Here is a 25,405-nt window from a genome sequence, read left to right on the forward strand (position 1 = left end):
ACATGGATAAACTCGCACATCCGTTGGCCCGTGGGGCCAGCTGGCTGCTGATATACCTCATCGCCGTTCAGCCTCTGCATCCCGCCATTGCCACGGGTATCACTGCCGCGAATGGCAACACTCAGGTCGCGATGAAACCCGGTAATGTCCCGGTGGTGAATATCGCCACGCCCAACGCGGCCGGTATATCGCACAACACCTACCAGGATTTTAACGTGGGAATGCCGGGCGCGGTGCTGAATAACGCCACGCAGGGCGGGAAAACACAGCTCGGCGTCACCATCGACAACGGCAATGCCAGACTCAAAGGTAAACCGGCCGAACTGATTATTAACGAGGTGACCAGCGGCAACCGTTCTGAACTGAAAGGCAGGCTGGAAGTCTTCGGCAATAAAGCCGGCGTGATGATTGCCAACCCGAATGGCATCACCTGTGACGGATGTGGTTTCATCAATACCCCGTCAGTCACTCTGACGACGGGCAAACCGCAGTTTGATAAACAAGGGGCGCTCGATGCCCTTGAAGTCAAAAAAGGTGCGGTGATTATCGGCGGTAACGGCCTGGATGGGGCCGGCGCTGAATATGTTGATGTCATCAGCCGGGCCACTGAACTGAACGGCAAAATTAACGCGAAAACCCTCACCTTGACTCAGGGAGCGAACCGGGTCAGCTTTAAGGACGGCACGGTAAAACCCGTTGCCGGTGAGGGTGCAAAGCCTCAGCTTGCTGTCGATACAAAGGCGCTTGGCGGCATGTATGCCGGTAAAATCCGCCTGGTCGCCACCGAAGCCGGGGTCGGCGTCAACCTGAGCAATGTGACATCCACTCAGCGGGACATTTCCCTGACGACGGCCGGAAAAATCACCCTCAGTAACGTTAAGGCGCAGACTGACCTGAACGTCAGCGGGCGGGATATCGTCACGCCAGCCGGGTTCAGCGTGCGCGCTGAACGTGATATGACGCTGGCGGCGACCACAGTGGATAACCGGAGCAGCACCACTGCCCACGGGGATATGCGGGTATTTGCGTCAACGGTGCGCAACACGGGAAACGGTGCGTCATTACACAGCCACAAAAATCTGTGGATACAGAAGGATGCTCAGGGTAATAAAGCCAGTCTGGTGGAGAACCGGTCGGCGACGATAAAAACGAACACGGGTGACCTGGTTATCAGGACTGACCGTCTGGAAAATACGATAAGTAAAGCTGACACCGTCGTCCGGACCGAGCGACCCACGACAGCACAGGTTTCAGACTCCCGACTGGGCTGGCATCCTTTCAACAGCGGCAGAGGGCAGGGTATAGCCCATGTCGTGGGAGATATGGACGCTGGCGAGCCGGATAAGTGGTTTGGTAGTGTCGATTTCAAAAACCTGGCTGTCCTCCAGACTGAAAAACAACATTATACGGCGCAGACAGAAGGAGCCCGCCCGGTTATCAGTGCAGGAAATAATCTTTATCTCAATGCCGGCGACCTCATTAACCGTCTGGGGGACATCTCCGCAGGCCGGGATGCGGTGCTTACCGGTCGCAGTCTTGTCAGTGAAAGTCGTTTCGAAGGTGTGCTGGGTAAGTATCTGACCTATGTATATAATCCATATATTGGCAGTCTGTCCCCGGAGCCACAGGGCGGCGGGACTTTCCCCGGCGATTTAATTCACACCAAGGAAGTTGTTAAATTTCGCCATACCGGAGAGACAACAGACTGGATACCAGGCCGGTTGCTGGTTTCACGCATCAGTGCCGGAGGAAATCTGGTTGCTGATTTTTCTGAACGTATTGAGAGTAAAGAGCCCTACGTCACGAACGTTCAGTATTCGGGAGTGATAGCCCGGCCTGACACGATGACGGCAAAAAATATCCTGCTGCGCGCCGGAAGCATTGTTACCACCGATGTGATGAAGGCCTCAGGGGATATTACCTTACAGTCAGACCGTGGCACAAAAATGGCGCTGGCGCTGATGACGGCCGGAAAGGATATCTCGGTTCTGGCGGGCGTAAGTGTTGAGTCCTGGCAGAGTGAGCTCAAAGGACAGAACATTACCCTGGTCAGTCGCGGCGGTGATGTCACCTCTCATACCAGCGAGTGGCCCAACTTTTTCCATTCTGACGGGCTACGCTGGCTGGGAAGCCTGGAGGCTTCACGTGATTTATCACTCACCGCAGGTGGTAATATTCTGCTCAGGAACACGCGTTTTCCTGCCCTGAGCCAGAATATTTCTCTGGTTGCCAATGGGGATATCACGTTTGATAAAAATGACGCCATGCTGTGGCACGGGCGACCTGGTGCAGTCCTGACCTACGCCCGCAAGCAGGAGCTGTTTAACCGGATGTTACCGGGAGAGCCGCTGCGTGCTTCGGGTGATATCACCCTGAGCGGCCGGCGTCTGTCTCTGTATGGTGCAGGGCTCGAAGCCGGCGGGAATATCAGCCTCTCATCGGCTGCCAATACTGACCTGAACATGCGGAGCCTGAGTGACCTCTACAGTGAGTTTTTTCCGGACAGCCGGATACCTGAATTACGCAGCAACCTGAAAGCAGGAAGTAATCTGCTCATCAGCTCAGCGGCAGATATCGGCGTGCAGGGCGCTCATATTGTCGCCAGGAAAACCGCGACGCTGCAGGCAGGGAAACTTCTCTGGCTGGGCGCATACGGATATGGCGTAACGGACAGTAGTAATGACAATAACAGGGATGAACTCAACGTACTGACCCGCCTGCACGGTGCGAAAAGCCTGACTCTGGCGGCAAACGGGGGTATCCAGGCTGACGGCAGTACGCTGACCTCTGACGGTAACATAACGCTGACATCCGGCGGGAATATGCAGTTTCAGTCCGCCCGGGGGACGGTATACCGTGAGTCCAGGAACAGCTGGACGGAAAGCGTTAGCCAGACAGGCGTCACGCTGAATTCAGGTGGAGCACTGACGGTTATCTCGGGTGGCAGCATTCTTTTTCAGGCATCGCGTTTACTGGCAAAAGGGGCGATGGATGTTGCAGCAAAAGGTGGCTGGCTCTATGCCCAGGCGATGGAAGAGTCCAGTCATTACGAACGTCAAACCACGAAGAGAAAGTGGTGGGGTAAGAAAACCACCGTCAAACAAACGAAACACACCACCACCAACCGGGTGACGGAGTTTATTGCGGGAGGCAATCTCAGCCTGCTGAGTCGCGATGACAGTACCTATGAAGCCAGTAAAATCGAGGCAAAAAAGAACGCCACGCTGACCAGTACCAACGGCAAAGTTAATTTCCTGGCCGTGAAAAACACCACTTTCGAGCAGACTGTCAGCACCTCGAAAGGCTTCTATATCAAACAGGCAAATAAAGGCTACAGCGAAGGAAAATGGGTGCTTCCGTCTGTTCATGCTGGCGGAAAATTGACGGTCAACGCGGCCAGCGGTATCAGTGCCGATATCAAAGCGAAAAATGGTCAGGCTTTGCTGGGCGCGATTACTGCTCTGGCGGCGTTACCCGGTACAGAGTGGCTGAAGGGACTGAATTCACGCAGCGATGTTCAGTGGAATACGGTTAAAGATGCTTACGACAGCTGGAATTATAAAAGTCAGAGCCTGAATCCGGCAGTGGCGGCAGTAATCGCTATCGCAGCAGCTGCGGCCACCGCAGGCAGTTCACTGGCGGCGACAGTTGCATCTTCAGTAACTTCCACCGTGGGTGGTGGCGCAGTAACGACCGGCGCGGTTACAGCCGGGATGTCTTCGCTGGCTGCACAGGCCGCCGTGGCACTGGTGGAAAATCAGGGAAATCTGTCAAAAACGCTGTCGGCGCTGGGAAGCAGCAGTTCGGTCAAATCGCTGGCCACCTCTATGGTTATCGGGGGCGCGCTGGCGGGCTTTGATAAGGTCATGAATATTGATGTTCCGCCCGACAAGGCCCAGTTACCGGCGCTGGTCAAAAACGAGGGATGGGGAAAAATCGTCCAGCGCGTGGCCGGCCAGTCGGTTATCAGCTCAAGCCTGAACACAGCCATCAATGGCGGCAGTTTTAAGGATAACCTGACTAATGCCCTGCTGGCGAATATTGGCAACCAGATTAATGCCGAAGGGGCCGGGCTGATTGGCGATAACGGCGAGATACTGGGCGTGCCGGGTAAATCGCTGAGCCATGCGGTGGTCGCGGGTATCAGCGCTGAAATTGGTCGTGGTGACGGGAAAGGGGCCGCTGCCGGAGCGTTAGCGGCGGAGCTGGCCGGGGTTATCATGCAAAGTTCTTTGTTTGAGCCGGCTAATCTGAATGAACGGGAACGTCAGTTACTGCGGTTGCAGGAAGCCTTAAAGGGTAACGAGGCAAAAGAGCAGACGGCACGCGTGATTGGCGCGTTGACTGGTGCGCTGATTACGCACACACCAGAAGGTGTATACAGCGGTGCGGATAGTGCTCAGAACGTATTTCGCTACAACATGACGGAACATATGTTGCAGCAGTATGCCCTGGATAATCAGCGGGATATTCTGGCAGCCAGTAAAGGAGATACGGCGGCGGTGAAGTGTGTTCAGGCCCGGCTGGAGGCTGCCACTATGGTTGCTGTTACTGCTGGCGGTGGCTTGGCTGTCACCGCCGGAGGATTAACAATCCTGGGGGCTGCGCCCGAAATAGTTTTAGCCGCTCGTCTGATTATTGCAGGATGTAAAACTAACCCAGCAATATGCGTAAATCAGGCGGGTATCTATGCTGTCGACATTATCGCGCCCGAAGCAATAATAGGAACAGGACCAATCGTCGCCGGTACCACACTGGTTGTGGGAAAAACCATTGACAGTACGAAAAAACTAGCTCAACAAGCTACAAATACAGCTGAGGATGCTATAAAAAACATGGCATTCAATGTTCAGCCTGTTACTGAAATTGTTAATAAAGAAATTGCTGGTTTTAGCTTATCGGCTAAAACCATATCTTCATTAAATGATGCTACAAAAAATGTTAAAGAAGCAACATTCTCTCGTGTGGGGAGATGGATGTCGCCTGCTGAGTTTAATAAAATGCAACTTACAGGAAAAGTTGTTCAAGGGGGGGGAGGGCAAACTTTTGTGTCTACCAATGGCGTTTTAGATTATAAGGGGGCTGCATCTCCTGGATCGATTTATGTTGAGTTTGACGTTCCTACGAGCAGCTTATTAAAAGGTGGAAAAGATGGTTGGTTCAAACTAATTGGGCCAGATGCAAATGCTTCACAGCAATTATTGCTGAACAAGCAAGGGGGCACTCAGTCACCCGATGTTAAGAATATTGTGATTTTGGACAAAAAATAGGTAATCATTTTATGATGAGAGTGGAATATTTTAAAGAAAATATAGAGCCACATTTGGAAGGATATGAGTTTACATATTCTACCTTCCCCGAAGGAGATTTTGGAAAACTGGAACGTGTTGAATTTAAAGGGAAAAATAAAGTTGGAGCGATTGATTTTTGGTCGCAGGGATGGGTGGGGATGGATATCTATGACTTGGAGTTGGATGACCAAGTTTTTAACTTGTTGCTAGATCCAGATGAAGAAAAACACGATGCCATAGCAAAGTTAATTAACATCTTGAATAATAGGTGAGTTTAAAACTGGTCAGGGAACAGGAAATATTTCAAAGTTTTTCTGACCATGTTTTTTGATTAGAACTAGGTTTTTCCCTTACGGGGAGGAGGAGAAGCAGCTAACGCGTGAGATGCGGCGGTCTCAGCCCGGAACAGTTTGAAAACCAGAATCTCGCTTAGGGCTGTGTCCACATTACGTGGGTAAGATCAGTATGCCCTGGATAATCAGCGGGATATTCTGGCAGCAAGCAAAGGAGATACGGCGGCGGCGAAGCGTGTTCAGGCCAGGCGGGAAGAAGCCTCGATAGTGGCAACCATAGGTGATGGTGGTCTGTTACTCGCTGTGGGAGGTGTGACTCTGGTGGGAGCTGCGCCAGAATTGGTTCTGGTCGCACGACTGGCGATTGCCGGGTGTAAAACCAACCCCGCGCTTTGTCTGAATCAGGCGGGTATTTATGCGGCAGACATTGTGGCACCAGAGGCCATCATTGGTACAGGCGCTATAACGGCTGGCAGCACATTTATTCTGGGTAAAACCGAAGACAGCATGAAGACGCTGGGTCGACAGCTGGTGAACGTTTTCGATGAGTTTAATCAACCAAAAAGGTTCAATACCCAGCCTGTTGCCAGCTTTATCAAAGGAGAAACAGCCTCCGGGGCTAATCTTTCTACGAAAACGGCAGATTATGTCAAAAGCCTGCAAAGAGATAACACCGCCAAATTAGTAGGTGTTTTTAATAAACAAAACCCAAACGCTGAATTAAATGTTTTTGGGAAATCTTTACAGCAAGTTTTGGCCCCGGAGGGAGTGACACAAGGGGTAGGACTAAAGTTTTTGCTTCAGAAAAATTGACTGAGGATGAAATTATTAGTTTTGCTACATCTTTAACTGGTGGAATACCATTTAAAGAGAGCGTTCTTTCTGAAGGGAGGCTGATGTATGCAAAGATAAACGATAATCAGACAATCAACATTCTGGAATTTTTCAACTTCCTCAGAGATAACTGGAGCAAGATGGACAATTGAAATCATTGAGAATGCTGATATTAAATCTGTCTCTAAGACATCATTGAATAGATTTGAAGTGGGATTTAGATAGGGGAGAGGTACAGTGACATATTTAACCGAAGAACAATACCAGGATCGGAAAGAGTTACTGCGAGGGGCTTCTACGACTATGTTATGGAAAAATATCGACCCAGATAGTGTTGATGGTGCCTGTAAGCTAACCTATCAAGAAGAAAAATCGCTTTATATCTGGTTCATTTGGCGTTTATTGGAAGATGGTGAGATCAAACTTGCTCGCCACGGGAAGTTTCTCCCTGGAAGCATCGACAAGCAGATCGAGGTTTTTGAAAGGGCATTTCCTAAAACTGAGGATGATATGAATTGTGATGCATTTGAGGGGTTTTGGTTTTTAAGTGAAAATTGTCCGGCTGGAATTTTCTGGATTCATGAAAACGGCTATCAGGATTGGACTTAGTAAAGATATTTTAACCTACTACCAAGTTTTTTAAATTCCCGGGCTAGATGGTATTATGAAAACTGTGACAAAAATAAGAGTATTCTTTATCCTTCTCAGGTGAAAAGGATTTCTTTGTTATTTGCTATGGTTCCCGAAGAAATGAAAGGGTTGCTTGAATGGAATGGCCCTTGCTGTTAGACGTTTTAAGTGTTTAATGCTAAAGATTGTTTAGGCTCTCAGGGGTGAAGCAATTAGAGTGTAATTCAAGTATGAAGGCATAGGAAGTATGGAAAAAAAAGGCGTATACCTTGAGATTTACCAGAGTTCTATACAACAAATAAATCGTGTTGCAACCAAGAGTGGGTTATTAAAATGTTTAGATAAATCAATATATTATGAGGCTCAGCTTATTCATAAATTTTCTTTTTTACTTAAGAATGAGTATTTTAATGATATGGACATTGATTTTTTAAATTGGGGGGCGAAGAACTACTATGAAATGTGTGATGTGAAAAAGAGCGTACTTTATAACGAGCAGTTGCAACGACTTTCAATGCTCTTCTCTCTTGTTCCGGAAGAAATGCGGCATAAACTTGAGTGGGATGGGCCAGTAATAAGATAGGATTCATATATACCGTAATGATAACAATTAAGTTAGTACCCAACGCTGATGGAAAGATCGTCTTGAGTCAGGGTCTACAGGAAAAGGACGGATATGAGTTTCGTAGAGAAATAACGACGCAAGCCAAAAAAGGAACGCCCCCAGGTGCATCAGCAGCAGGGGGCGTTTACGGGTGGGGATTATCGTCGTTCATCAGTCATCCCATTTGTGGCTTAGATACGCGGCAAGAAATCCAAAGAACAGAATGATTCCCAGAACTGCCATAAATACATGCATATTTCCCAGCATGATTAACCTCCATAAGCTTTGCTATGCGCTAAGTTGTCCTCATTCAACAGGTTTACGGTTGTTGAATATATCTTAACCTGCGCAATCTAAACAAATGCTTAACAAATTGCCGGAAGTGACTATTTTACAGGCGAAAAAGCCGAATTTCCGTCAGGCTGCACACTTTTTAGCTACTGCGATGGGCTAAGCGCATACTGCTGGCGCAGGTTGTGGCGTTGGCGAAACCACACCAAACAGCTGTAAATTAATAATTAACAAGCATAAGCGGTAAAAAAAATACTTTATAAATAATCTTTAACGATATCAATGCTGATATTAAAAATTACGGTGTTGAACAATGATTTATTGAGTAAGGCCGCAATTAAAAATAATTATGCTCTATAGTTAACGAGTAGCACAACGCTGCATATCCTAATGGAGTTGCCCATGAAATCTTCAACTGTAAATTCAGAGAAAGATCAGCCTAAACAGCCTCAAAAAATGCCTAAAGATGATAAAGGCAGCCAGAAACCGAACAAAAGTAAATAATTCTTACATAAGTTGTTTAAGGAGGCATTATGGTAGAACGTCCTGATATTACTGAACCGCTCCCGGGTACAGACCCTTTACCTGACGAAGATTTACCTGAAAGTCCGGACGTAAACGATCCGGTAGATCCTGAAGACCCGGATGCGATTAAATAATTACCATCTGGCTATTCATAAAAACCGCCCAATATTATGGGGTCAGTTCACCCGGGCGGTTTATTTCTATTACAACGACCCTTTCCGTAGGCTAATTTAAGCGCTGTAAAGGAACACCACATCTGCGGCGACATTCAGCCTAATGGTGGAATTAATAAGCGGTTTAAAGCTTTTGGTCTACATCAACGCGTTGGCACTAGTCTGTCCGGTCAGTTTGCTCCCTTTTTCGATACTGCAACGGGCTAAGACCAAACTGCTGGCGAAAGTGGTGGCGCAGGGTGCTGGCGTTAGAAAAACCGCAAAGCTCGGCAATCTGTTCAACGCTCAGCCGGCTGTGGGTTAAATGCTGCGTGGCGCGCTGCAGGCGCTCGTCAAGCAGCCAGCGGGCAGGGGTTTTGCCGGTGGCGTCTTCGAAACGGCGCAAAAACGTCCTGGGGCCCATGCCGGCTCTTGCCGCCAGAGATGCCACGGTGTGGCTAGCGGCGAGATTCTGATGTAGAAAATCAAATAATTGCCCCAGCCGCAGACTCTCCCGCGCTTTAGCCACCGGGCGAACAATCTGCTGCGCCTGCCCGCCGTCGCGATGGGGGGAAACCACCAGGCGTCGGGCGACAAGATTCGCCGCGTCGAGGCCAAAGTCCTCGCGCACCAGGTGCAAACATAAATCGATACCCGCGGCGCTGCCTGCCGAGGTCATTACGCCTTCTGCGCCGACGTACAGCACGTCATCGACCACTTCAATCTGCGGAAACCGCGCCCGCAGCTGGTCGGTATAGCGCCAGTGGGTGGTCGCCTGGCGGCCGTTCAGCAACCCGGCGGCGGCCAGAACGAAAACCCCGGAGCAGATAGAAATGATCCGGCAGCCTCGCGCATGGGCGGCGACCAGCGCTTCGCACAGCCGCGGCGGCACGGGGGAGTCGATACCGCGCCAGCCCGGCACCACGATGGTGTCCGCTTCGCCTAACAGCGCCATGCCGCCGTCGGTCATCAGCCGAATCCCGCCGGTCGCCCGCAGCTCGCCTTCGTCGACGGCGGCCACAGCAAAACGATACCAGCGCTCACCCATCTCAGGGCGCGGCAGGCCAAAGATCTCGACGGCGACGCCAAATTCAAAGGTACACAGGCCATCGTAGGCCAGAGCAACAACCCGATGATGTGACAACGTCACGGATGGAATTGTCATGATTTCAGCGTTATCAGTCATGGTTCTCGGCAGATGTCGCGCAGGCGGTTAATTAAAGTAGTGGTATCACAGACAAGGAGAAGATGCCATGAGTGTTGTAACCGCGATTGCCCCCGCCAGTTCTACCGACGCTGCCGCCTGGTTTCGTCATAAGCTAAGCCTCGAGACCGACTGCGCCGATGTCTACAGCGCGATGCGCGAAGGAGACGTAGATTTTGTTCTTCTACATGTCGTCGGCAGTGAGGAAACCTTTGCCCGTCGGCACCTCCCGGGCGCCCTGCATTTACCGCACCGCCAGATAGATGAAGCCAGAATGGCGCAATGGCCTCAGGAGACGCTGTTTGTGGTCTACTGCGCCGGGCCGCACTGCAACGGGGCGGACGTCGCCGCCATGAAGCTGGCGCTACTGGGGCGTCCGGTCAAAATGATGCTCGGCGGCCTGACCGGCTGGGAAGATGAAGGCTTGCCCTTCGCAAAATGAATTTATTTCATGTGCCATGAAATATTGTCGTTTGCCGATGAATCCTCAGCATGCCAGTATCTGGACGTATAGCCATCCAGAAGTCTAAAAATTCAAATAATGAACTATCACGGTGGGCAACTAACCTTGCCCGCCGCTAAGGAGACACCATGCAACGTCATCAGGCCCCGTTCCGCGCAGATATCGTCGGCAGCTTTTTACGTCCGGACGCCATCAAACAGGCCCGCCAGCAGCTGGCCGCAGGCGCTATTGACGCGCAGCAGCTGCGGCAGATAGAAAATGAGGCGATTCGCCATCTGGTGCAGCAGCAGTGCGAGTGCGGGCTGCACGTGGTGACCGACGGTGAGTTTCGCCGCGCGTGGTGGCACTTTGATTTCTTTGACGGTTTACAGGGCGTTGAGCGCTACGATTCAGAAAAAGGTATCCAGTTCAACGGGGTACAGACCAAAGCGCACGGGGTTCGCGTCACCGGTAAACTGGCCTTCGGCGATCACCCGATGCTGGAAGATTTTCGCTATCTGAAGAGCGTCAGCGGCAGCGCGCAGCCGAAAATGACCATTCCCAGCCCGAGCGTGCTTCACTTCCGCGGCGGGCGCAAAGATATCGACGCGACGGTATATCCGGACCTCGCCGACTATTTCGATGACCTGGCGACCACCTGGCGCGACGCCATTCGCGCCTTCTACGATGCGGGCTGCCGCTATTTACAGCTCGATGACACCGTCTGGGCCTACCTGTGCTCTGATGAACAGCGTCAGCAGGTTCGCGATCGCGGCGAAGATCCGGATGAACTGGCGCGCATTTATGCCCGCGTCCTGAATAAGGCACTGGAAGGGAAGCCGGAGGATCTGACCGTTGGCCTGCACGTGTGTCGCGGTAACTTCCGCTCGACCTGGATCTCCGAGGGCGGCTACGAGCCGGTAGCCGAAGTGCTGTTCGGCGGCGTTAACATCGACGCGTTTTTCCTCGAATATGATAACGACCGCTCCGGCGACTTCGCGCCGCTGCGCTATATTCGTCCCGGCCATCAGCAGGTGGTGCTGGGGCTGATCACCACTAAAAACGGCGAGCTGGAAAACCCGGAAGGCGTGAAGGCTCGCCTGCGGGAAGCGGCGCAGTACGTCCCGCTGGCGCAGATCTGCCTCAGCCCGCAGTGCGGCTTTGCCTCCACCGAAGAGGGGAATTCCCTGACGGAAGCCCAGCAGTGGGACAAAGTCCGCCTGGTTACCGGCATCGCCGCACAGGTCTGGTAATCTCTTCATAGCGCAGCGTTGCACTATTTTAAGGCAACGCGGCGCACTCCCTTTTATTTCCCCCATATTCCGCCGCGCTTTCAGGCTATTTCGCAACCTGGCATTGTTTTTGCCTTATCACTTCCGGTTAGTCGTTAATTCATTTTTTGTCTTTGCGCTATTCAGGAGTGACACACATGCAGCGTCGTACATTATTAAAAGCTTTTGCTCTCTCCGCCTCTGTTATCAGCATGGGCTTCTCCCTGCAGGTTTATGCCGCCGACACCATTAAAGTCGGCATTATGCACTCGCTTTCCGGGACGATGGCGATTTCTGAAACCCCGCTGAAAGATGTTGCCCTGATGGCTATCGACGACATCAACGCCAAAGGCGGCGTGCTGGGTAAAAAACTGGAACCTGTCGTGGTGGACCCGGCGTCAAACTGGCCGCTGTTCGCCGAAAAAGCACGGCAGCTGCTGACCCAGGATAAGGTGGCGGCGGTGTTCGGCTGCTGGACCTCCGTATCGCGTAAATCGGTTCTGCCGGTGTTTGAAGAGCTGAACGGTCTGCTCTTCTACCCGGTACAGTACGAAGGCGAAGAGATGTCGCCGAACGTGTTCTACACCGGCGCGGCGCCAAACCAGCAGGCAATTCCGGCGGTGGAATACCTGCTGAGCGAAGACGGCGGCGGGGCGAAACGCTTCTTCCTGCTGGGTACCGACTACGTCTATCCGCGCACCACCAACAAAATTCTCCGCGCTTTCCTGCATGCCAAAGGGATTCAGGATAAAGATATCGAAGAAGTCTATACCCCGTTCGGCTACAGCGACTATCAGACTATCGTCGCCAACATCAAGAAATTTTCCGCCGGCGGCAAAACGGCGGTGGTTTCTACCATCAATGGCGATTCCAACGTCCCGTTCTATAAAGAGCTGGCCAACCAGGGCCTGAAAGCGACAGACGTGCCGGTGGTGGCTTTTTCCGTGGGCGAGGAGGAGCTACGCGGCATTGATACCAAACCGCTGGTGGGCAACCTCGCGGCGTGGAACTACTTTGAATCCGTTGATAACCCAACCAACAAACAGTTTGTCGCCGATTATCGCGCGTACGCCAAAGCCCACAAGCTGCCGAACGCCGATACCGTCGTAACCAATGATCCGATGGAAGCGACGTGGGTTGGCCTGCACATGTGGGCGCAGGCGGTGACCAAAGCGGGCACCACCGATGTGGACAAAGTGCGCGAAGCGATGGCCGGGCAAACCTTTAAGGCGCCGTCAGGCTTTACCCTGACCATGGATGCCACCAACCACCATCTGCATAAACCGGTGATGATCGGCGAAATCGAAAGCAACGGCCAGTTTAACGTGGTCTGGCAGACCGAAGAACCGGTACGCGCCCAGCCGTGGAGCCCGTGGATTGCCGGTAATGACAAAAAGCCGGATCACCCGGTGAAAACCGCCAGCAACTAAGCGCCAGACCCCGGCGCTGCGCCGGGGTGATTGACTCAGTCCTCCGGGCCCAAAGCCCGGATTTCCCCGAAAAGGAGAACGACCATGAACGCATTGCGCCTCATGTGTTACTTCGCGCTGCTCATGGTATTGCTACCGTGGCGGGCGCAGGCAGCGGACGCCGACGATTTTGTGGCGGCCAATCGCAGCCAGCAGGCTCAGCTGCTTGAACGGTGGGCCGCCGCGCCCGAAGCCTCGCGTTTACCGCTGCTGCGGGCGCTGAAGAGCGAAACATTACAATCGGACAGCGGCGGTCATGCGTTCAGCAAGCAGGGGGAAACGCTGCTGGCGCTGGGCGCGGTTGCGGCGCCCGAGGGGGGGACAAAACCGGTACGCCTGACCAACCGCCTGCGTAACCTGGCGGCAGGCGCGCTGGCGACGCATTTACTGGTAAGTGACAACGTCACAGAAAGGGCGGCGGCGGTGAAAACCCTGCAGCGCGAAGCGACGCCCGAGATGGCGGGTCTGCTTCAGCAGCGTCTGACGGCGGAAAGCGACGGCGCGGTGAAATCGCAGCTGGAAATTGCGCTGGCCCGTTTACAGCTTGCCAGCCCGCAGCCCGCGCAGAGGCTGGCGGCCATCGCGCTGCTCGGCCACTCCGGCGACCCGGAAACCCAGGCGCTGTTGACGCCGTATACCGATGCGCAACATGAGCCAGACCCGGCGATTCGCGCGGCGGCCCAGGAGAGCCTGAGCAAAATCCAGCATCGCCTGCTGCTGGGCGATCTTCTCGGCCAGGCTTTTATGGGCCTGTCCCTCGGCTCGGTCCTGCTGCTCGCCGCGCTCGGCCTGGCCATCACCTACGGTCTGCTGGGGGTGATCAATATGGCCCACGGTGAGATGCTGATGATTGGCGCCTACAGCTGCTGGCTGGTGCAGCAGGCGCTGGCGCAGCTGGCTCCGCAGTGGCTGGCCTTCTATCCGCTGATTGCGCTGCCGGTGGCATTCCTGATCACCGGCGGTATTGGTATGGCGCTGGAACGCACCGTGATCCGCCATCTCTACGGGCGCCCGCTGGAGACGCTACTCGCCACGTGGGGCATCAGCCTGATGCTCATCCAACTGGTGCGAATGCTGTTCGGCGCGCAGAACGTTGAAGTCGCCAATCCGGCGTGGCTCTCCGGCGGCGTGCAGGTTCTGCCGAATCTCATCCTGCCGTGGAACCGTCTGGCGGTGCTGGCCTTTGTGCTACTGGTGCTGCTCTTCACCTGGCTGACGCTGAACAAGACCCGGCTGGGGATGAACGTGCGGGCGGTGACGCAAAACCGCGCGATGGCGGCCTGCTGCGGCGTGCCGACCGGGCGCGTCGATATGCTGGCGTTTGGCCTCGGCTCGGGGATTGCCGGGCTGGGCGGCGTCGCGCTGTCGCAGCTCGGCAACGTTGGGCCGGAGCTGGGCCAGGGCTATATTATCGACTCCTTCCTCGTGGTGGTGCTCGGCGGCGTTGGGCAGCTGGCCGGCAGCGTGGCAGCGGCGTTCGGTCTTGGCATCTTTAACAAAATCCTTGAACCGCAGATGGGGGCCGTGCTGGGCAAAATCCTGATCCTGGTCTTGATTATCCTGTTTATCCAGAAACGTCCCCAGGGACTGTTCGCCCTCAAAGGGAGGGTTATTGACTGATGAGCCAACCTATTACCTTAACGCTGGCGCGTAAAGCGCCGCGCCCGCTACGCTGGCTCGGCGTCGTGCTGCTGCTGGGGCTGTTGAGTATGCCGTTTCTGGCGCTGCTGCCGGCCACGCATCCGCTGGCGGTCTCCACCTGGCTGCTGACGCTGACCGGCAAGATCCTCTGCTACGCCATTGTCGCCGTGGCGCTGGATTTGGTCTGGGGCTATGCCGGGATGCTCTCGCTCGGCCACGGGATCTTTTTTGCCCTCGGCGGCTACGCCATGGGCATGTACCTGATGCGCCAGGCGGCGGGCGACGGATTACCGGCCTTTATGTCGTTTTTATCGTGGAGCGAACTGCCGTGGTTCTGGTGGGGCACCCAGCATTTCGCCTGGGCCATGCTGCTGGTGGTGCTGGTGCCCGGTCTGTTGGCCCTGGTGTTCGGCTGGTTTGCCTTTCGCTCAAAAATCAAAGGCGTCTATTTTTCGATCATGACCCAGGCGCTGACCTACGCCGGGATGCTGCTGTTTTTCCGTAACGAAACCGGCTTTGGCGGGAACAACGGTTTTACCGGCTTTACCACGCTGCTCGGTTTCTCCGTCACCGCCATCAGCACCCGGGCGACGCTGTTTATGGCGACGGTGTTGCTGCTGCTGCTCACCCTGTGGATTGGCTATCTGCTGGCGCAGAGTAAATTTGGCCGCGTGCTGACGGCGGTGCGGGATGCGGAAAACCGCCTGATGTTCTGCGGTTACGATCCGCGCGGCTTTAAGCTGCTGGTATGGACGCTTTCAGCCGTACTGTGCGGCCTGGCGGGTGCGCTGTACGTGCCGCAGGTCGGGATCATCAACCCCAGCGAAATGTCGCCAACTAACTCTATTGAAGCGGCAATCTGGGTGGCGCTCGGCGGGCGCGGAACCTTAATCGGTCCGGTGCTCGGCGCAGGTCTGGTCAACGGCGCGAAAAGCTACTTTACCGTGGCGATGCCGGAGTACTGGCAGCTCTTTCTCGGGCTGATTTTTATTATCGTGACGCTATTTTTACCGCGTGGGGTCATTGGCCTGCTGCGTAGAGGAGATCGCTGATGCAACCGGATGAGGAGCTCTTCACCCGCCAGCTTCCGACGGACCGTTTTCGCGAGCAGACCGATCCGGTGCTGCAGCTGGAAGAGATTAACGTCAACTTTGACGGTTTTCAGGCGCTGACCAACCTGTCGCTGCAGATTGGCGTCGGCGAGCTACGCTGCGTGATCGGGCCGAACGGCGCCGGGAAAACTACCTTGATGGACGTGATCACCGGTAAAACCCGGCCGCAGAGCGGCAGGGCGCTTTACGATCAGTCGGTGGACTTAACGACCCTCGATCCCATCGCGATCGCTCGCCAGGGCATCGGGCGCAAGTTTCAGAAACCGACGGTTTTTGAGGCGCTGACGGTGGCAGAGAATCTCGAACTGGCAATGAAAGGCGATAAGTCGGTGTGGGCCAGCCTGCGGGCGCGTCTGAACAGCGAGCAGGCTGACCGAATCAGCGAAACCCTGCGCCTGCTGCGGCTGGAGGGCGAACGCTATCGACCGGCGGGCTTGTTGTCGCACGGGCAAAAGCAGTTCCTTGAAATCGGCATGCTGCTGGTGCAGGAGCCGCATCTGCTGCTGCTGGACGAACCCGCCGCCGGGATGACCGATGCGGAGACAGAATATACCGCCGAGCTGTTCCGCACCCTGGCCGGGCAGCATTCGCTGATGGTGGTTGAGCATGATATGGGCTTTGTCGAGACTATCGCCGACCGGGTGACGGTGCTGCATCAGGGGCAGGTGCTGGCGGAAGGATCGCTGCGGGAAGTGCAGGCCAACGAACAGGTGATTGAAGTTTATCTCGGACGCTAAGGAGCGCGGATGCTACAGGTTAATCAACTACACCAATACTATGGCGGCAGCCACATTCTGCGCGGGGTGGATTTTGCCGCCCGCCAGGGCGAGATCACCTGTCTGCTCGGGCGCAACGGGGTGGGGAAAACCACTTTGCTGAAGTGTCTGATGGGGCTGATCCCGGCGCGCAGCGGGGAGGTGCTGTGGCAGGAGAAGAATATCATCCACCGTAAACCGCACCAGCGGGTACAGTCAGGAATCGCCTACGTGCCCCAGGGGCGGGAGATTTTTCCACGCCTGACGGTCGAGGAGAATCTGCTGATGGGGCTGTCCCGCTTTCCCGCCCGCGACGCGCGCGCGGTGCCGGAAGAGATTTATCAGCTGTTTCCGGTGCTCAAAACCATGAAGCAGCGGCGCGGGGGCGACCTCTCCGGCGGCCAACAGCAGCAGCTGGCGATTGGCCGGGCGCTGGCCAGCCGTCCGCAGCTGTTGATTCTTGATGAACCGACGGAGGGTATTCAGCCGTCGGTGATTAAGGAGATTGGCGAGGTTATTCGCCAGCTGGCGAACCGCGGGGATATGGCGATTCTGCTGGTGGAGCAGTTCTATGATTTCGCCGCTGGTTTAGCGGATCGCTATCTGGTGATGTCGCGCGGCGCGATTATTCAACAGGGCAACGGCGGCGATATGGAAGCCGAAGGGGTCCGCGGGATGGTCACCATTTAACCCTTCCCGGATGGCGGCTGGCGCCTTATCCGGGCTACGGGTCCCCAGCAGTCTGCAGTCCTGTAGCCCGGGCAAGGCGCGTTAAGCGCCGCCCCCGGGAAAAACGCTCAGAGGGCTATTTGCGCAGCAGCCGCTGCAGACGCGCCTGACGCCAGCTGTTGATCCATTCGCCAAAAACAAACAGGCGCAACCCTTTAACCGCCAGCAGCGTCCCCCAGATGATGGCCACCCATGCGGACCAGTAGCTGTCTGCGCCAGTCAGCCAGTTCAGCAGCGCCAGCAGAACGCACACGACCACGGCTACCGTCAGAGAACGGAAAAAACGGCTCTCGCGTTCGACGCGGGCTTTAGCTTCCTCAATGCGCAAATCCAGCGACTCCTCATGACCCTCCGGCGACTCGCCGCTAATCTCGGCGACGTTGACTTCAAACACCGCCGCAAGCGCGCTGAGCGTCTCAAGGCCGGGACGGTCGCCGTTCTCGATGCGCTGAATGGTGCGCACGCTCAGGCCGGCCAGTTCGGCAAGCTGCTCCTGTGACCAGGCGCGCTGCAAACGTAATTGTTTAACCTGATTGCTGTTGTTCATTGTTTCTATCTCCGGGTGAAAACCTGAGATGGAGTATTATCGAGCGGGCTGTCGGGCACCACGATCGGAACCCGACAGGGACGCGACAGCAACCTGACAGCCGCACGGCGCCTGACCTCAGGCGCTGGCGACCGCGTTGCCGTTCCACGGACGAACGTTCATCCCACGGAAAATCATCAGCCATGCGGCGATAATAGCCAGCATCAATATCGCAAACAGCGACCAGTGCGGTAAATGAGTCAAAATCGTCCCGGTTAACATCGGGTTAAAGGCCGCTCCCAGCCAGCCCAGCGACTGGGCGGAAAAGTAGCTGGCTTTCATGCCCGGCGGCGCAATGTTATCGATCAGCATATATTCACCCGGCGCGTAGATAACCTCCCCGAGGGTAAAAATGGCGGCGGAGACGCCCCACAGCAGCAGGCTATTATCGGAAATGACAAAACCGCCCAGTCCGATCACAAAACAGACCGTCCCAAAGGTCATCAGCGGGCGAATATTGCGAGCGGTCAGGCGACGGCCGACGGCATACTGCAGCGCCACCACCACGGCGGCGTTGACCGGCAGCACCACGGCAACCACTTTTTCGGCAAAGTCGCTATCGGCAACCACCAGCACATACTGGGAAATACAGGAGGCGAACGAACCGCCGACAAAAGAGGCCAGCAGGCCGGAGAGGGTAAACCATAGCAGAGCGCGATCGCGCAGCAGCACCGACGGCGACCACTGGACCGCGTTATCCTGAGCAACCGCGGCGCTGGTGCGCTGAACAAACAGCTGAATAAATACCAGCGGTAGGGCGGCGCAGCCGGCGGCCAGCCAGAACGGCAGGTTAATGCTGTGCATCACCAGCAGGGTGCCGATCGGCGGCCCGACGGTCCAGCCAATATTGAGGAAGGTGTAGTTGAGGGAAAATATTTGCGCTTTCTTCTCCGGCGAGAGTACGTCGGCGAACCACGCTTTCAGCACGGTTGAGAATACGGAGTAGGCGCAGTTAATCAGCGCGAAGAAAAAGACCACCAGCGCGACGCTGTTAACCAGCGGAATCGCGATAAAACCGCCAATAAACGCCAGCACGGCCAGGGTCATATAGCGCTTTTTATCGAACTTATCGGCGAGAATGCCAAAACCCATGCTGAACAGCACCCCAACGATCAGCGCACTCGACAGCGCATAGCCGATTTTATCCACCTCCAGCTGATATTGACGGGTGAGGTAGATCGTCATAAAAGGCAACGTTGCGCCACGGCCAATGGTTAACAGCAACGACGAAGCCAGCAGCGCTGCGGTTGAGCGCCTGAGTGTCGGTATCATTTTTTCCTTGCCTGATGTGATGTTATTTTTGTTGTCACGATCACAAATAGCATGCTAATCGAGGCTTGTATAGTTCCCATCGGTAATGAAAAGCACGCCAGCGCCCTACCGAAAATAATGATCTATGCGGCGGGCGAATTATTCGTTACTTTGATTTTGTTCACAAAAATTCCAATAACAACCGAGGCGGGTATGACGCGTAAAGACGGGCTGCTGGCATTGCTGGTGGTGGTGGTATGGGGGCTGAATTTCGTGGTGATCAAGATGGGGCTGCATAATATGCCGCCGCTGATGCTTGCCGGGCTGCGCTTTTTGCTGGTGGCTTTCCCGGCGCTGTTCTTCGTCGCGCGGCCAAAAATTCCGCTAACCCTGCTGCTGGGCTACGGCCTGACGATTAGCTTCGGTCAGTTTGCGTTTCTGTTCTGCGCAATTAGTCTCGGCATGCCAGCCGGGCTGGCATCGCTGGTGCTGCAGGCCCAGGCCTTTTTCACAATCATTCTCGGGGCGTTTATTTTCGGCGAACGTTTGCAGGGGAAACAGCTGGCGGGGATCGCGCTGGCGATTTTCGGCGTGCTGGTGCTGGTCGAAGCCAGCCTCGGCGGCCAGCACGTGCCGCTGGTGGGCTTTATGCTAACGCTGGCCGCGGCGCTGAGCTGGGCCTGCGGCAATATCTTCAACAAGAAAATTATGTCGCATGCGAGCCGGCCGCCAATTATGTCTTTGGTGGTATGGAGCGCGCTGATCCCGGTGCTGCCGTTTATGCTGGCGTCGTGGATCCTCGACGGTCCGCAGGTCATGGCGGCAAGTCTGCTGGATATCGACCTGCTGACGATCCTGTCGCTGCTGTATCTGGCGTTTATCGCCACGATTGTCGGCTACGGGATCTGGGGAGCGCTGCTCGGCCGCTATGAAACCTGGCGCGTGGCGCCGCTGTCGCTGCTGGTGCCGGTGGTCGGGATGGCCAGCGCCGCCTTATTGCTCGGCGAGACGCTGAATAGCCTGCAGCTGCTGGGGGCGGTACTGATTCTGGCCGGGCTGTATATCAACGTGTTTGGCCTGCGGATCGCGCGTCCGGGCGCGGCGCGGGGGTAAAAAAAAGCCCCGGTAACGGGGCTAAAGGGATTTTACAGGCCTTGCTGGTTGTAATACGGTACGCCCAGTTCATCTGATTTATCACTGCCCGAAGCCATGTGATTAAAATCAAAAGGCGAATCATTATGTTCGGAAGGAATAATCATCGCATCCCGGTTGTTGTGACGAACAGGAGTGCTGGTTTGCTCCGCGTAACTTTGGCCTGAGGCCAGCGCCAATAGCACGATGGCGGCGGAAGCGAATAGTTTCATGATTTCCTCAATACGTCTTTTTGCAGGCGGTTAACAACAGTTGTTTAGTGGGAGCAGGTAGCGCGACTCGCCCGGTACGTTGGTAATACGGTACTGGTGCGGCGGAACATCGAAATAGTTTTTGAAAGTTCGCGTCAGCGTTTGCTGCGATTCAAAACCGTAGCGCTCGGCCAGGTATAAGATAGGCTCGTTGCTCTGCTTCAGCTTCTGCGCGATCTCGGTCAGCTTACGGCTGCGGATGTACTGTCCCAGCGAGTGACCGGTCTCTTTCTTAAACATTCTTTGCAGGTGCCACTTGGAGTAACCTGAGCGCTCTGAAACCTTCTCCAGCGACAGGGGCGATTCCAGGTTATCCTCGATCCACGACAAAATACTATGGATAGTGATGGCGTCGTTATTGCGTCTGGACATCATCTTACCTCTTCTTATTACGACAGAACTTTTTTGAGTAAACACTCAAGAGTGGCCACTTCATCCGTCGACAGATTTTTTGTTAGTTCCTGGTGCAATTTCTGACCCACAACCTGATGACATTGCTCACAAAGGGCTGCGCCGTCTGGTGTCAACTGCACCAGCACCCCGCGCTTGTCAGTCGGGTTGGGTAACCGTTCAATCCAGCCTTTACAGACCAGGCGGTCGAGCATGCGCGTCATCGCGCCTGGATCGACCGAAAGCACGGTTTTCAGCTCAACGGGGGTAATACACACTTCGCAACGAATGGAACAGAGCACCCGGAACTGGGTGGAAGTAATATCCATCGGCGAGAGATAGTCGTTGAGCAGGCGATCTTTTTTCTGGTTAACCATCTGGATCAAGCGACCAAGGGGGATCATTTCGTTAAACAGGTCGCTTGTACTTTTCACAATGGTTGCCCAGGCAATGACTTAGTTGCGGGAGATATTATTGCCTAGGCAAATATAAGTCAACCTGATGAATTGCCCGATGCCACGATTTGCTAAAACGAAATGATGTGATGCAGGTCACTCTATTTCGCGTTGTTGTCTTATGATTTGACTGAATGATGAATGCGTACTGCGGAGAACGGGTACAATCTGGCCGCAAACGATATACTCAGCGCGCGTCATTTTTTGCTAATCCAAATATTTACAGGACCTTAATTCTCTATGATGGATCTTTTTAAAGCGATAGGCCTGGGGCTGGTAGTGATTCTACCGCTGGCGAACCCGCTGACTACCGTGGCGCTGTTCCTGGGCCTGGCCGGGAATATGAACAACGCCGAGCGTAACCGTCAGTCGCTGATGGCCTCGGTTTATGTGTTCGCCATCCTGATGGTCGCCTGGTATGCCGGCCAGGTGGTGATGAACACCTTCGGCATATCGATTCCCGGTCTGCGTATTGCCGGCGGCCTGATTGTCGCCTTTATCGGCTTCCGCATGCTGTTTCCGCAGCAAAAAGCCCACGATTCGATGGAAGCCAAGCTGAAATCGGAAGAGCTTGAGGATGAACCGACCGCCAATATCGCGTTCGTTCCGCTGGCGATGCCGAGCACCGCCGGGCCAGGGACTATCGCGATGATCATCAGCTCGGCGTCGACGGTAAAGCACGGCGCCAGCTTCCCGGAGTGGGTGGTGCTGGTGGCGCCGCCGATTACTTTTGCCCTGGTCGGGATTATCCTCTGGGGCTGCCTGCGCAGTTCCGGCGCGATTATGCGTCTGGTCGGGAAGGGCGGCATTGAGGCGATTTCGCGCCTGATGGGCTTCCTGCTGGTCTGCATGGGCGTGCAGTTTATTATCAACGGCGTGCTGGAGATTATTTCGACTTATCACGCCTGACGACTTTGCGTCGCCAGAAAAATAAAAAAGCCTGCCGATTTTGCAACCGGCAGGCTTTTTTTACGCCGAACTATCAGGAGTGATGCGGCTGGTGGTCTTCCAGCGACACCGGCCAGCGGCGGAAAATCATCACCGCCCAGATTAACGCGACGACGGCAGGGATCGCGCCGACGTAGCCAATAGAGGCCATCGACAGATGGCTGCTGACCTGGCTGCCGACCAGCGCGCCCGCGCCGATGCCGATATTAAATATCCCCGAGAACAACGACATCGCCACGTCGGTGGCGTCCGGCGCCAGCGCCAGCACTTTCACCTGCATACCGAGCCCGATAATCATGATCGCCACGCCCCAGAAGACGCTCAGCAGCATCAGGTGATTGGCGTTGTGCGAAGCGGGCAGCAGCAGCAGCAAACACGCCAGCAGCAGGCCGATCGCGGCGTTAATCAACCCTGAAGCGTGCAGGTTGCCGAGTTTACCAAACAGGATGCTGCCGACGATCCCCGCGCCGCCCAGGGTCAGCAGCAGCAGAGTGGCGAAGTTGCCGCTCAGCCCGGCCACCGTCTGAACGAACGGTTCAATATAGCTGTAGGCGGTATAGTGCGCGGTCACCACGATGACCGTCAGCAAATAGATGCTCAGCAGCGCAGGGCGGCGGAACAGCACCGGCAGGCTTTTCAGCGATCCTGAGTGTTCGCTCGGTAGCTTAGGCAGCAGCTTGATCAGGCAAACCATGGTGACCAGCGCACCCAGGCCGATGACCAGGAAGGTGGTGCGCCAGCCAAAATACTGCCCGACGATACGGCCGATTGGGATGCCGAAGACCATCGCCAGCGCGGTACCGGTGGCAATCAGGCTCAGTGCCTGCGCCCGTTTACCGGCAGGCGCCATACGAATCGCCAGCGCTGAAGTAATCGACCAGAACACCGCGTGGGCAAAAGCGATACCGATACGGCTGATCACCAGCACGTTAAAGTTCCAGGCCAGGAACGACAGCACGTGGCTGGCGATAAACAGGATAAACAGGCCTACCAGCAGGCGACGGCGCTCCATCTTACTGGTCAGCAGCATAAAGGGCAGCGACATCAGGGCGACAACCCAGGCGTAGATCGTCAGCATGATCCCTACCTGCGCCGTTTCCATGCCAAAGCTGTCGGCGATGTCCGACAGCAGGCCCACGGGCGCAAATTCGGTGGTATTAAAGATAAATGCCGCAATCGCAAGCGTGACTACGCGAAGCCACGCGACCTTGCGTGAAACCGTATTTGTCATCATAAGTTCAGGGCTGGTTACAAAGAGGAAAGAAGTGGGACGATCTTAAAACGATTGCTGCTGAAAATACAATCATTTTGTGATCTGTGTCTCATTTTTGTTGAGGGGAGGTTTCTGCGACTAACAGATTAATTTTTCTATTAAACGTGTGGATTTCTCGCGTTTATGTCATGTTATCGATAAGTAAAAAAAACAGAGGGACAGAACAATGCAGGAAATTAGCTTTTATCTGGTTGATGCCTTCAGCGATCGCAACTTTGGCGGTAACGCGGCGGCGGTTTGCCCGCTCACCGAATGGCTGCCGGACGAAACGCTGCTGAAAATGGCCCAGCAGCATAATCAGTCGGAGACCGCGTTTTTCGTCCGTACGGATGAGGGGTATGAGCTACGTTGGTTTACGACGCTGGACGAAATCAACCTTTGCGGCCACGCGACCCTGGCGGCCTCGCACGTCATTTTTGAATATTTCGACCACCCCTCGTCGACAATCGTGTTTAGCACCCGCTTTGTCGGCGAGCTTCGCGTAACGCGCAGCGGCGACTGGCTGACGCTGGATTTCCCGGCCTGGGCGACGACGGTCGTTGAACAGCCGCCAACTGAACTTTTGGCGGGGCTCGGGCTGAGCGACGCGGTGGACGTTCGCGTGGCGCGCGATTATCTGGTGATTTTAGCCGACCGCCAGCAGGTGGAGGCTGTGCGTCCGGACATGCCTATGCTCCAGCGCCTCGGCAAAATGATCTGTGTCAGCGCCGCGGATGAAGAGTATGACTTTGTTAGCCGTTTCTTCTGCCCGGGCGAGTCGGTGGCGGAAGACCCGGTCACCGGGTCCGCGCACAGCATGCTGATTCCCTACTGGGGTGAGAAGCTCGGCAAAACGGAGATGCAGGCGCGGCAGGGGGCGGCCCGCGGCGGCGACCTGCGCTGTCAATGGCGGGGCGATCGGGTCCTGATCGGCGGTCAGGCAACGACCTACCTCATCGGCACCATAACATTACGCTAAGGAGACCCGGTGACTGACGTTCCTGTCTATCTGGTGGCGGCTTTCAGCGAGCAGCCTTTTGCCGGTAATCCGGCGGCGGTATGTCTGCTCAGGGAGTGGCTGCCGGATGAGCTGCTGCTCAAAATGGCCCAACAGCACAACCAGTCGGAAACCGCGTTTGTGGTCCCTGAGAGCGATGGTTTTGCGCTGCGCTGGTTTACCACCCGTAACGAGGTCAATCTCTGCGGCCACGCCACGCTTGCCAGCGCGCACGTGATTTTTCATCACCTGGATTTTCCGGATGCGGTGATTCACTTCGCGACCGCTTCCGGTCGGCTGACCGTAAGCCGTGAAGGCGACTGGCTGACCCTGGATTTTCCTGCGGGTGAAAGCGAAGAGCGCGAACCGCCTGCGGTGATGCTCTCCGCGCTGGGGATCGACAGCTACCTCCACGCCCGCAAGGGGCGCGCGTGGATTATCGAACTCGCCTCTCGTGACCAGATCGAAGCCCTGCGGCCCAATATTGCGGCGATGACGCCCGGCGAACATAAAGTGACCGTGACTGCGGCATGCAGCGGCGAATATGACTTCGTCAGTCGCTTTTTCTCCCCCGGCGAAGCGGTGTGGGAAGATCCGGTAACCGGTTCGGCGCATACCATGCTGATCCCTTACTGGAGCGCGAAGCTGGGCAAAACCCAGCTGCTGGCGCGTCAGGTTTCCGCGCGCGGCGGCGATATTCGCTGCCAGTTGAAGGGAGAAAGAGTCTTGATGAGCGGCCAGGCGGTGACCTATTTAAACGGCGTCATCACGCTGCGCTAACCAGGCCGTAATAATAAGACGGGATCGGCGACAGGCCAGCCGATCCCGAGCCTGAGTGGGTGACCAGGCGGAAGTATCCTGCGTACGCGACGAAAAGCCA

At 55.3% G+C, this 25,405-nt stretch carries 25 protein-coding genes; 17 read left to right on the forward strand and 8 right to left on the reverse strand.

Translation table 11 applies throughout. The annotated features are described in order from the left end of the window. Positions 1-2 precede the first annotated feature (2 nt). The 5 genes from ACE3MN_RS12260 (at position 3) to ACE3MN_RS12280 (ending at position 7,631) form a co-directional block, all read left to right on the forward strand. Complete coding sequence (locus tag ACE3MN_RS12260) at positions 3-5,270, forward strand: DUF637 domain-containing protein (RefSeq protein WP_375364375.1); 5,268 nt, start codon at positions 3-5, stop codon at positions 5,268-5,270. An 11-nt stretch (positions 5,271-5,281) separates the two neighbouring features. Further along, entirely contained in the window at positions 5,282-5,563 is a 282-nt protein-coding gene (locus ACE3MN_RS12265) for a hypothetical protein (protein WP_064342747.1), read from the forward strand. Positions 5,564-5,851: 288 nt separating this feature from the next. After that, entirely contained in the window at positions 5,852-6,397 is a 546-nt protein-coding gene (locus tag ACE3MN_RS12270) for a hypothetical protein (protein WP_224375422.1), read from the forward strand. 324 nt (positions 6,398-6,721) lie between these two features. After that, positions 6,722-7,027 (forward strand): DUF596 domain-containing protein, encoded by a 306-nt coding sequence (locus ACE3MN_RS12275; RefSeq protein WP_102649760.1) that lies wholly within the window; start codon positions 6,722-6,724, stop codon positions 7,025-7,027. A 268-nt stretch (positions 7,028-7,295) separates the two neighbouring features. Beyond that, complete coding sequence (locus ACE3MN_RS12280; protein ID WP_064342745.1) at positions 7,296-7,631, forward strand: hypothetical protein; 336 nt, start codon at positions 7,296-7,298, stop codon at positions 7,629-7,631. A gap of 192 nt (positions 7,632-7,823) precedes the next feature. Here the strand turns inward: ACE3MN_RS12280 and mgtS are convergent, their stop codons facing one another. Then, entirely contained in the window at positions 7,824-7,919 is a 96-nt protein-coding gene (gene mgtS, locus ACE3MN_RS12285) for a protein MgtS (RefSeq protein WP_004136299.1), read from the reverse strand. 557 nt (positions 7,920-8,476) lie between these two features. On the opposite strand from mgtS, the gene ACE3MN_RS12290 reads away from it, so the two are divergent. After that, positions 8,477-8,602, forward strand: coding sequence for a hypothetical protein (locus tag ACE3MN_RS12290; protein WP_223226844.1), 126 nt, complete (start codon positions 8,477-8,479; stop codon positions 8,600-8,602). Between the two features lie 196 nt (positions 8,603-8,798). On the opposite strand, the gene ftrA is transcribed toward ACE3MN_RS12290, so the two are convergent. After that, positions 8,799-9,806, reverse strand: coding sequence for a transcriptional regulator FtrA (ftrA, locus tag ACE3MN_RS12295; protein ID WP_375364376.1), 1,008 nt, complete (start codon positions 9,804-9,806; stop codon positions 8,799-8,801). 67 nt (positions 9,807-9,873) lie between these two features. Between ftrA and ACE3MN_RS12300 the strand changes: the two genes are divergently transcribed. The 7 genes from ACE3MN_RS12300 (at position 9,874) to urtE (ending at position 17,204) form a co-directional block, all read left to right on the forward strand. Beyond that, on the forward strand, positions 9,874-10,266 hold the full coding sequence (locus ACE3MN_RS12300) for a rhodanese-like domain-containing protein (protein ID WP_004136302.1): 393 nt from the start codon (positions 9,874-9,876) through the stop codon (positions 10,264-10,266). Positions 10,267-10,415: 149 nt separating this feature from the next. Continuing rightward, entirely contained in the window at positions 10,416-11,519 is a 1,104-nt protein-coding gene (locus tag ACE3MN_RS12305) for a cobalamin-independent methionine synthase II family protein (RefSeq protein ID WP_004136304.1), read from the forward strand. 176 nt (positions 11,520-11,695) lie between these two features. Continuing rightward, entirely contained in the window at positions 11,696-12,967 is a 1,272-nt protein-coding gene (urtA, locus tag ACE3MN_RS12310; RefSeq protein ID WP_004136305.1) for an urea ABC transporter substrate-binding protein, read from the forward strand. Positions 12,968-13,051: 84 nt separating this feature from the next. Continuing rightward, positions 13,052-14,626 (forward strand): urea ABC transporter permease subunit UrtB, encoded by a 1,575-nt coding sequence (gene urtB, locus ACE3MN_RS12315; protein WP_064411260.1) that lies wholly within the window; start codon positions 13,052-13,054, stop codon positions 14,624-14,626. Continuing rightward, a complete protein-coding gene (urtC, locus tag ACE3MN_RS12320; protein WP_024358055.1) occupies positions 14,626-15,699 on the forward strand; it encodes an urea ABC transporter permease subunit UrtC in 1,074 nt (357 codons plus the stop codon). The genes urtB and urtC overlap by 1 nt, the downstream gene beginning before the upstream one ends. Beyond that, complete coding sequence (urtD, locus tag ACE3MN_RS12325) at positions 15,699-16,496, forward strand: urea ABC transporter ATP-binding protein UrtD (protein ID WP_024358056.1); 798 nt, start codon at positions 15,699-15,701, stop codon at positions 16,494-16,496. Before urtC ends, urtD begins: the two co-directional genes overlap by 1 nt. 9 nt (positions 16,497-16,505) lie before the next feature. Beyond that, positions 16,506-17,204: an urea ABC transporter ATP-binding subunit UrtE gene (gene urtE / locus ACE3MN_RS12330; RefSeq protein ID WP_102649762.1), complete on the forward strand. Its 699-nt coding sequence runs from the start codon at positions 16,506-16,508 to the stop codon at positions 17,202-17,204. A 115-nt stretch (positions 17,205-17,319) separates the two neighbouring features. On the opposite strand, the gene ACE3MN_RS12335 is transcribed toward urtE, so the two are convergent. Then, the gene (locus ACE3MN_RS12335) at positions 17,320-17,790 is read right to left on the reverse strand and encodes a helix-turn-helix domain-containing protein (protein WP_024358057.1); all 471 of its coding nucleotides are present in this window, start codon (positions 17,788-17,790) and stop codon (positions 17,320-17,322) included. 117 nt (positions 17,791-17,907) lie between these two features. Next, on the reverse strand, positions 17,908-19,101 hold the full coding sequence (gene ydeE, locus ACE3MN_RS12340) for an efflux MFS transporter YdeE (RefSeq protein ID WP_024358058.1): 1,194 nt from the start codon (positions 19,099-19,101) through the stop codon (positions 17,908-17,910). 192 nt (positions 19,102-19,293) lie between these two features. Between ydeE and eamA the strand changes: the two genes are divergently transcribed. After that, positions 19,294-20,193, forward strand: a complete 900-nt coding sequence (eamA, locus tag ACE3MN_RS12345) for an O-acetylserine/cysteine exporter (RefSeq protein WP_024358059.1) — start codon at positions 19,294-19,296, stop codon at positions 20,191-20,193. Between the two features lie 32 nt (positions 20,194-20,225). Here eamA and marB read toward each other — a convergent pair whose 3' ends face one another. From marB to marR, 3 genes are read right to left on the reverse strand one after another with little or no spacing between them, the layout of a single operon-like run. Then, positions 20,226-20,444: a multiple antibiotic resistance protein MarB gene (gene marB / locus ACE3MN_RS12350; protein ID WP_004119836.1), complete on the reverse strand. Its 219-nt coding sequence runs from the start codon at positions 20,442-20,444 to the stop codon at positions 20,226-20,228. 30 nt (positions 20,445-20,474) lie between these two features. Then, complete coding sequence (gene marA, locus ACE3MN_RS12355) at positions 20,475-20,855, reverse strand: MDR efflux pump AcrAB transcriptional activator MarA (protein ID WP_004102351.1); 381 nt, start codon at positions 20,853-20,855, stop codon at positions 20,475-20,477. Between the two features lie 17 nt (positions 20,856-20,872). Further along, the gene (gene marR, locus ACE3MN_RS12360) at positions 20,873-21,307 is read right to left on the reverse strand and encodes a multiple antibiotic resistance transcriptional regulator MarR (RefSeq protein WP_004102349.1); all 435 of its coding nucleotides are present in this window, start codon (positions 21,305-21,307) and stop codon (positions 20,873-20,875) included. 261 nt (positions 21,308-21,568) lie between these two features. On the opposite strand from marR, the gene ACE3MN_RS12365 reads away from it, so the two are divergent. Continuing rightward, entirely contained in the window at positions 21,569-22,237 is a 669-nt protein-coding gene (locus ACE3MN_RS12365; protein ID WP_004132764.1) for a MarC family NAAT transporter, read from the forward strand. A gap of 73 nt (positions 22,238-22,310) precedes the next feature. Here ACE3MN_RS12365 and ACE3MN_RS12370 read toward each other — a convergent pair whose 3' ends face one another. Next, complete coding sequence (locus ACE3MN_RS12370; RefSeq protein ID WP_024358060.1) at positions 22,311-23,510, reverse strand: sugar transporter; 1,200 nt, start codon at positions 23,508-23,510, stop codon at positions 22,311-22,313. 205 nt (positions 23,511-23,715) lie between these two features. Here ACE3MN_RS12370 and ACE3MN_RS12375 point away from each other — a divergent pair, with 205 nt between their 5' ends. Both ACE3MN_RS12375 and ACE3MN_RS12380 read left to right on the forward strand, forming a co-directional pair. Further along, positions 23,716-24,507 carry a PhzF family phenazine biosynthesis protein gene (locus ACE3MN_RS12375; RefSeq protein ID WP_049089024.1) on the forward strand — a complete coding sequence of 264 codons (792 nt, stop codon included), beginning with the start codon at positions 23,716-23,718 and terminating at the stop codon, positions 24,505-24,507. A 9-nt stretch (positions 24,508-24,516) separates the two neighbouring features. Next, the gene (locus ACE3MN_RS12380; protein WP_102649763.1) at positions 24,517-25,305 is read left to right on the forward strand and encodes a PhzF family phenazine biosynthesis protein; all 789 of its coding nucleotides are present in this window, start codon (positions 24,517-24,519) and stop codon (positions 25,303-25,305) included. Positions 25,306-25,405 lie beyond the last annotated feature (100 nt).

It is taken from the genome of Klebsiella grimontii (genome assembly GCF_042137965.1).
GTDB lineage: Bacteria > Pseudomonadota > Gammaproteobacteria > Enterobacterales > Enterobacteriaceae > Klebsiella > Klebsiella grimontii.

Coding starts and splice junctions, on each gene's coding strand:
- urtD (WP_024358056.1), top strand. CDS start 15,699: ATGCAACCGGATGAGGAGCTCTTCACCCGCCAGCTTCCGACGGACCGT.
- ACE3MN_RS12300 (WP_004136302.1), top strand. CDS start 9,874: ATGAGTGTTGTAACCGCGATTGCCCCCGCCAGTTCTACCGACGCTGCC.
- ACE3MN_RS12260 (WP_375364375.1), top strand. CDS start 3: ATGGATAAACTCGCACATCCGTTGGCCCGTGGGGCCAGCTGGCTGCTG.
- ACE3MN_RS12370 (WP_024358060.1), bottom strand. CDS start 23,510: ATGATGACAAATACGGTTTCACGCAAGGTCGCGTGGCTTCGCGTAGTC.
- marA (WP_004102351.1), bottom strand. CDS start 20,855: ATGTCCAGACGCAATAACGACGCCATCACTATCCATAGTATTTTGTCG.
- marB (WP_004119836.1), bottom strand. CDS start 20,444: ATGAAACTATTCGCTTCCGCCGCCATCGTGCTATTGGCGCTGGCCTCA.
- ACE3MN_RS12280 (WP_064342745.1), top strand. CDS start 7,296: ATGGAAAAAAAAGGCGTATACCTTGAGATTTACCAGAGTTCTATACAA.
- ACE3MN_RS12305 (WP_004136304.1), top strand. CDS start 10,416: ATGCAACGTCATCAGGCCCCGTTCCGCGCAGATATCGTCGGCAGCTTT.
- ACE3MN_RS12275 (WP_102649760.1), top strand. CDS start 6,722: ATGTTATGGAAAAATATCGACCCAGATAGTGTTGATGGTGCCTGTAAG.
- ftrA (WP_375364376.1), bottom strand. CDS start 9,806: ATGACTGATAACGCTGAAATCATGACAATTCCATCCGTGACGTTGTCA.
- ydeE (WP_024358058.1), bottom strand. CDS start 19,101: ATGATACCGACACTCAGGCGCTCAACCGCAGCGCTGCTGGCTTCGTCG.
- ACE3MN_RS12265 (WP_064342747.1), top strand. CDS start 5,282: ATGATGAGAGTGGAATATTTTAAAGAAAATATAGAGCCACATTTGGAA.
- ACE3MN_RS12290 (WP_223226844.1), top strand. CDS start 8,477: ATGGTAGAACGTCCTGATATTACTGAACCGCTCCCGGGTACAGACCCT.
- urtB (WP_064411260.1), top strand. CDS start 13,052: ATGAACGCATTGCGCCTCATGTGTTACTTCGCGCTGCTCATGGTATTG.
- ACE3MN_RS12365 (WP_004132764.1), top strand. CDS start 21,569: ATGATGGATCTTTTTAAAGCGATAGGCCTGGGGCTGGTAGTGATTCTA.
- urtE (WP_102649762.1), top strand. CDS start 16,506: ATGCTACAGGTTAATCAACTACACCAATACTATGGCGGCAGCCACATT.
- eamA (WP_024358059.1), top strand. CDS start 19,294: ATGACGCGTAAAGACGGGCTGCTGGCATTGCTGGTGGTGGTGGTATGG.
- ACE3MN_RS12375 (WP_049089024.1), top strand. CDS start 23,716: ATGCAGGAAATTAGCTTTTATCTGGTTGATGCCTTCAGCGATCGCAAC.
- urtC (WP_024358055.1), top strand. CDS start 14,626: ATGAGCCAACCTATTACCTTAACGCTGGCGCGTAAAGCGCCGCGCCCG.
- ACE3MN_RS12335 (WP_024358057.1), bottom strand. CDS start 17,790: ATGAACAACAGCAATCAGGTTAAACAATTACGTTTGCAGCGCGCCTGG.
- mgtS (WP_004136299.1), bottom strand. CDS start 7,919: ATGCTGGGAAATATGCATGTATTTATGGCAGTTCTGGGAATCATTCTG.
- urtA (WP_004136305.1), top strand. CDS start 11,696: ATGCAGCGTCGTACATTATTAAAAGCTTTTGCTCTCTCCGCCTCTGTT.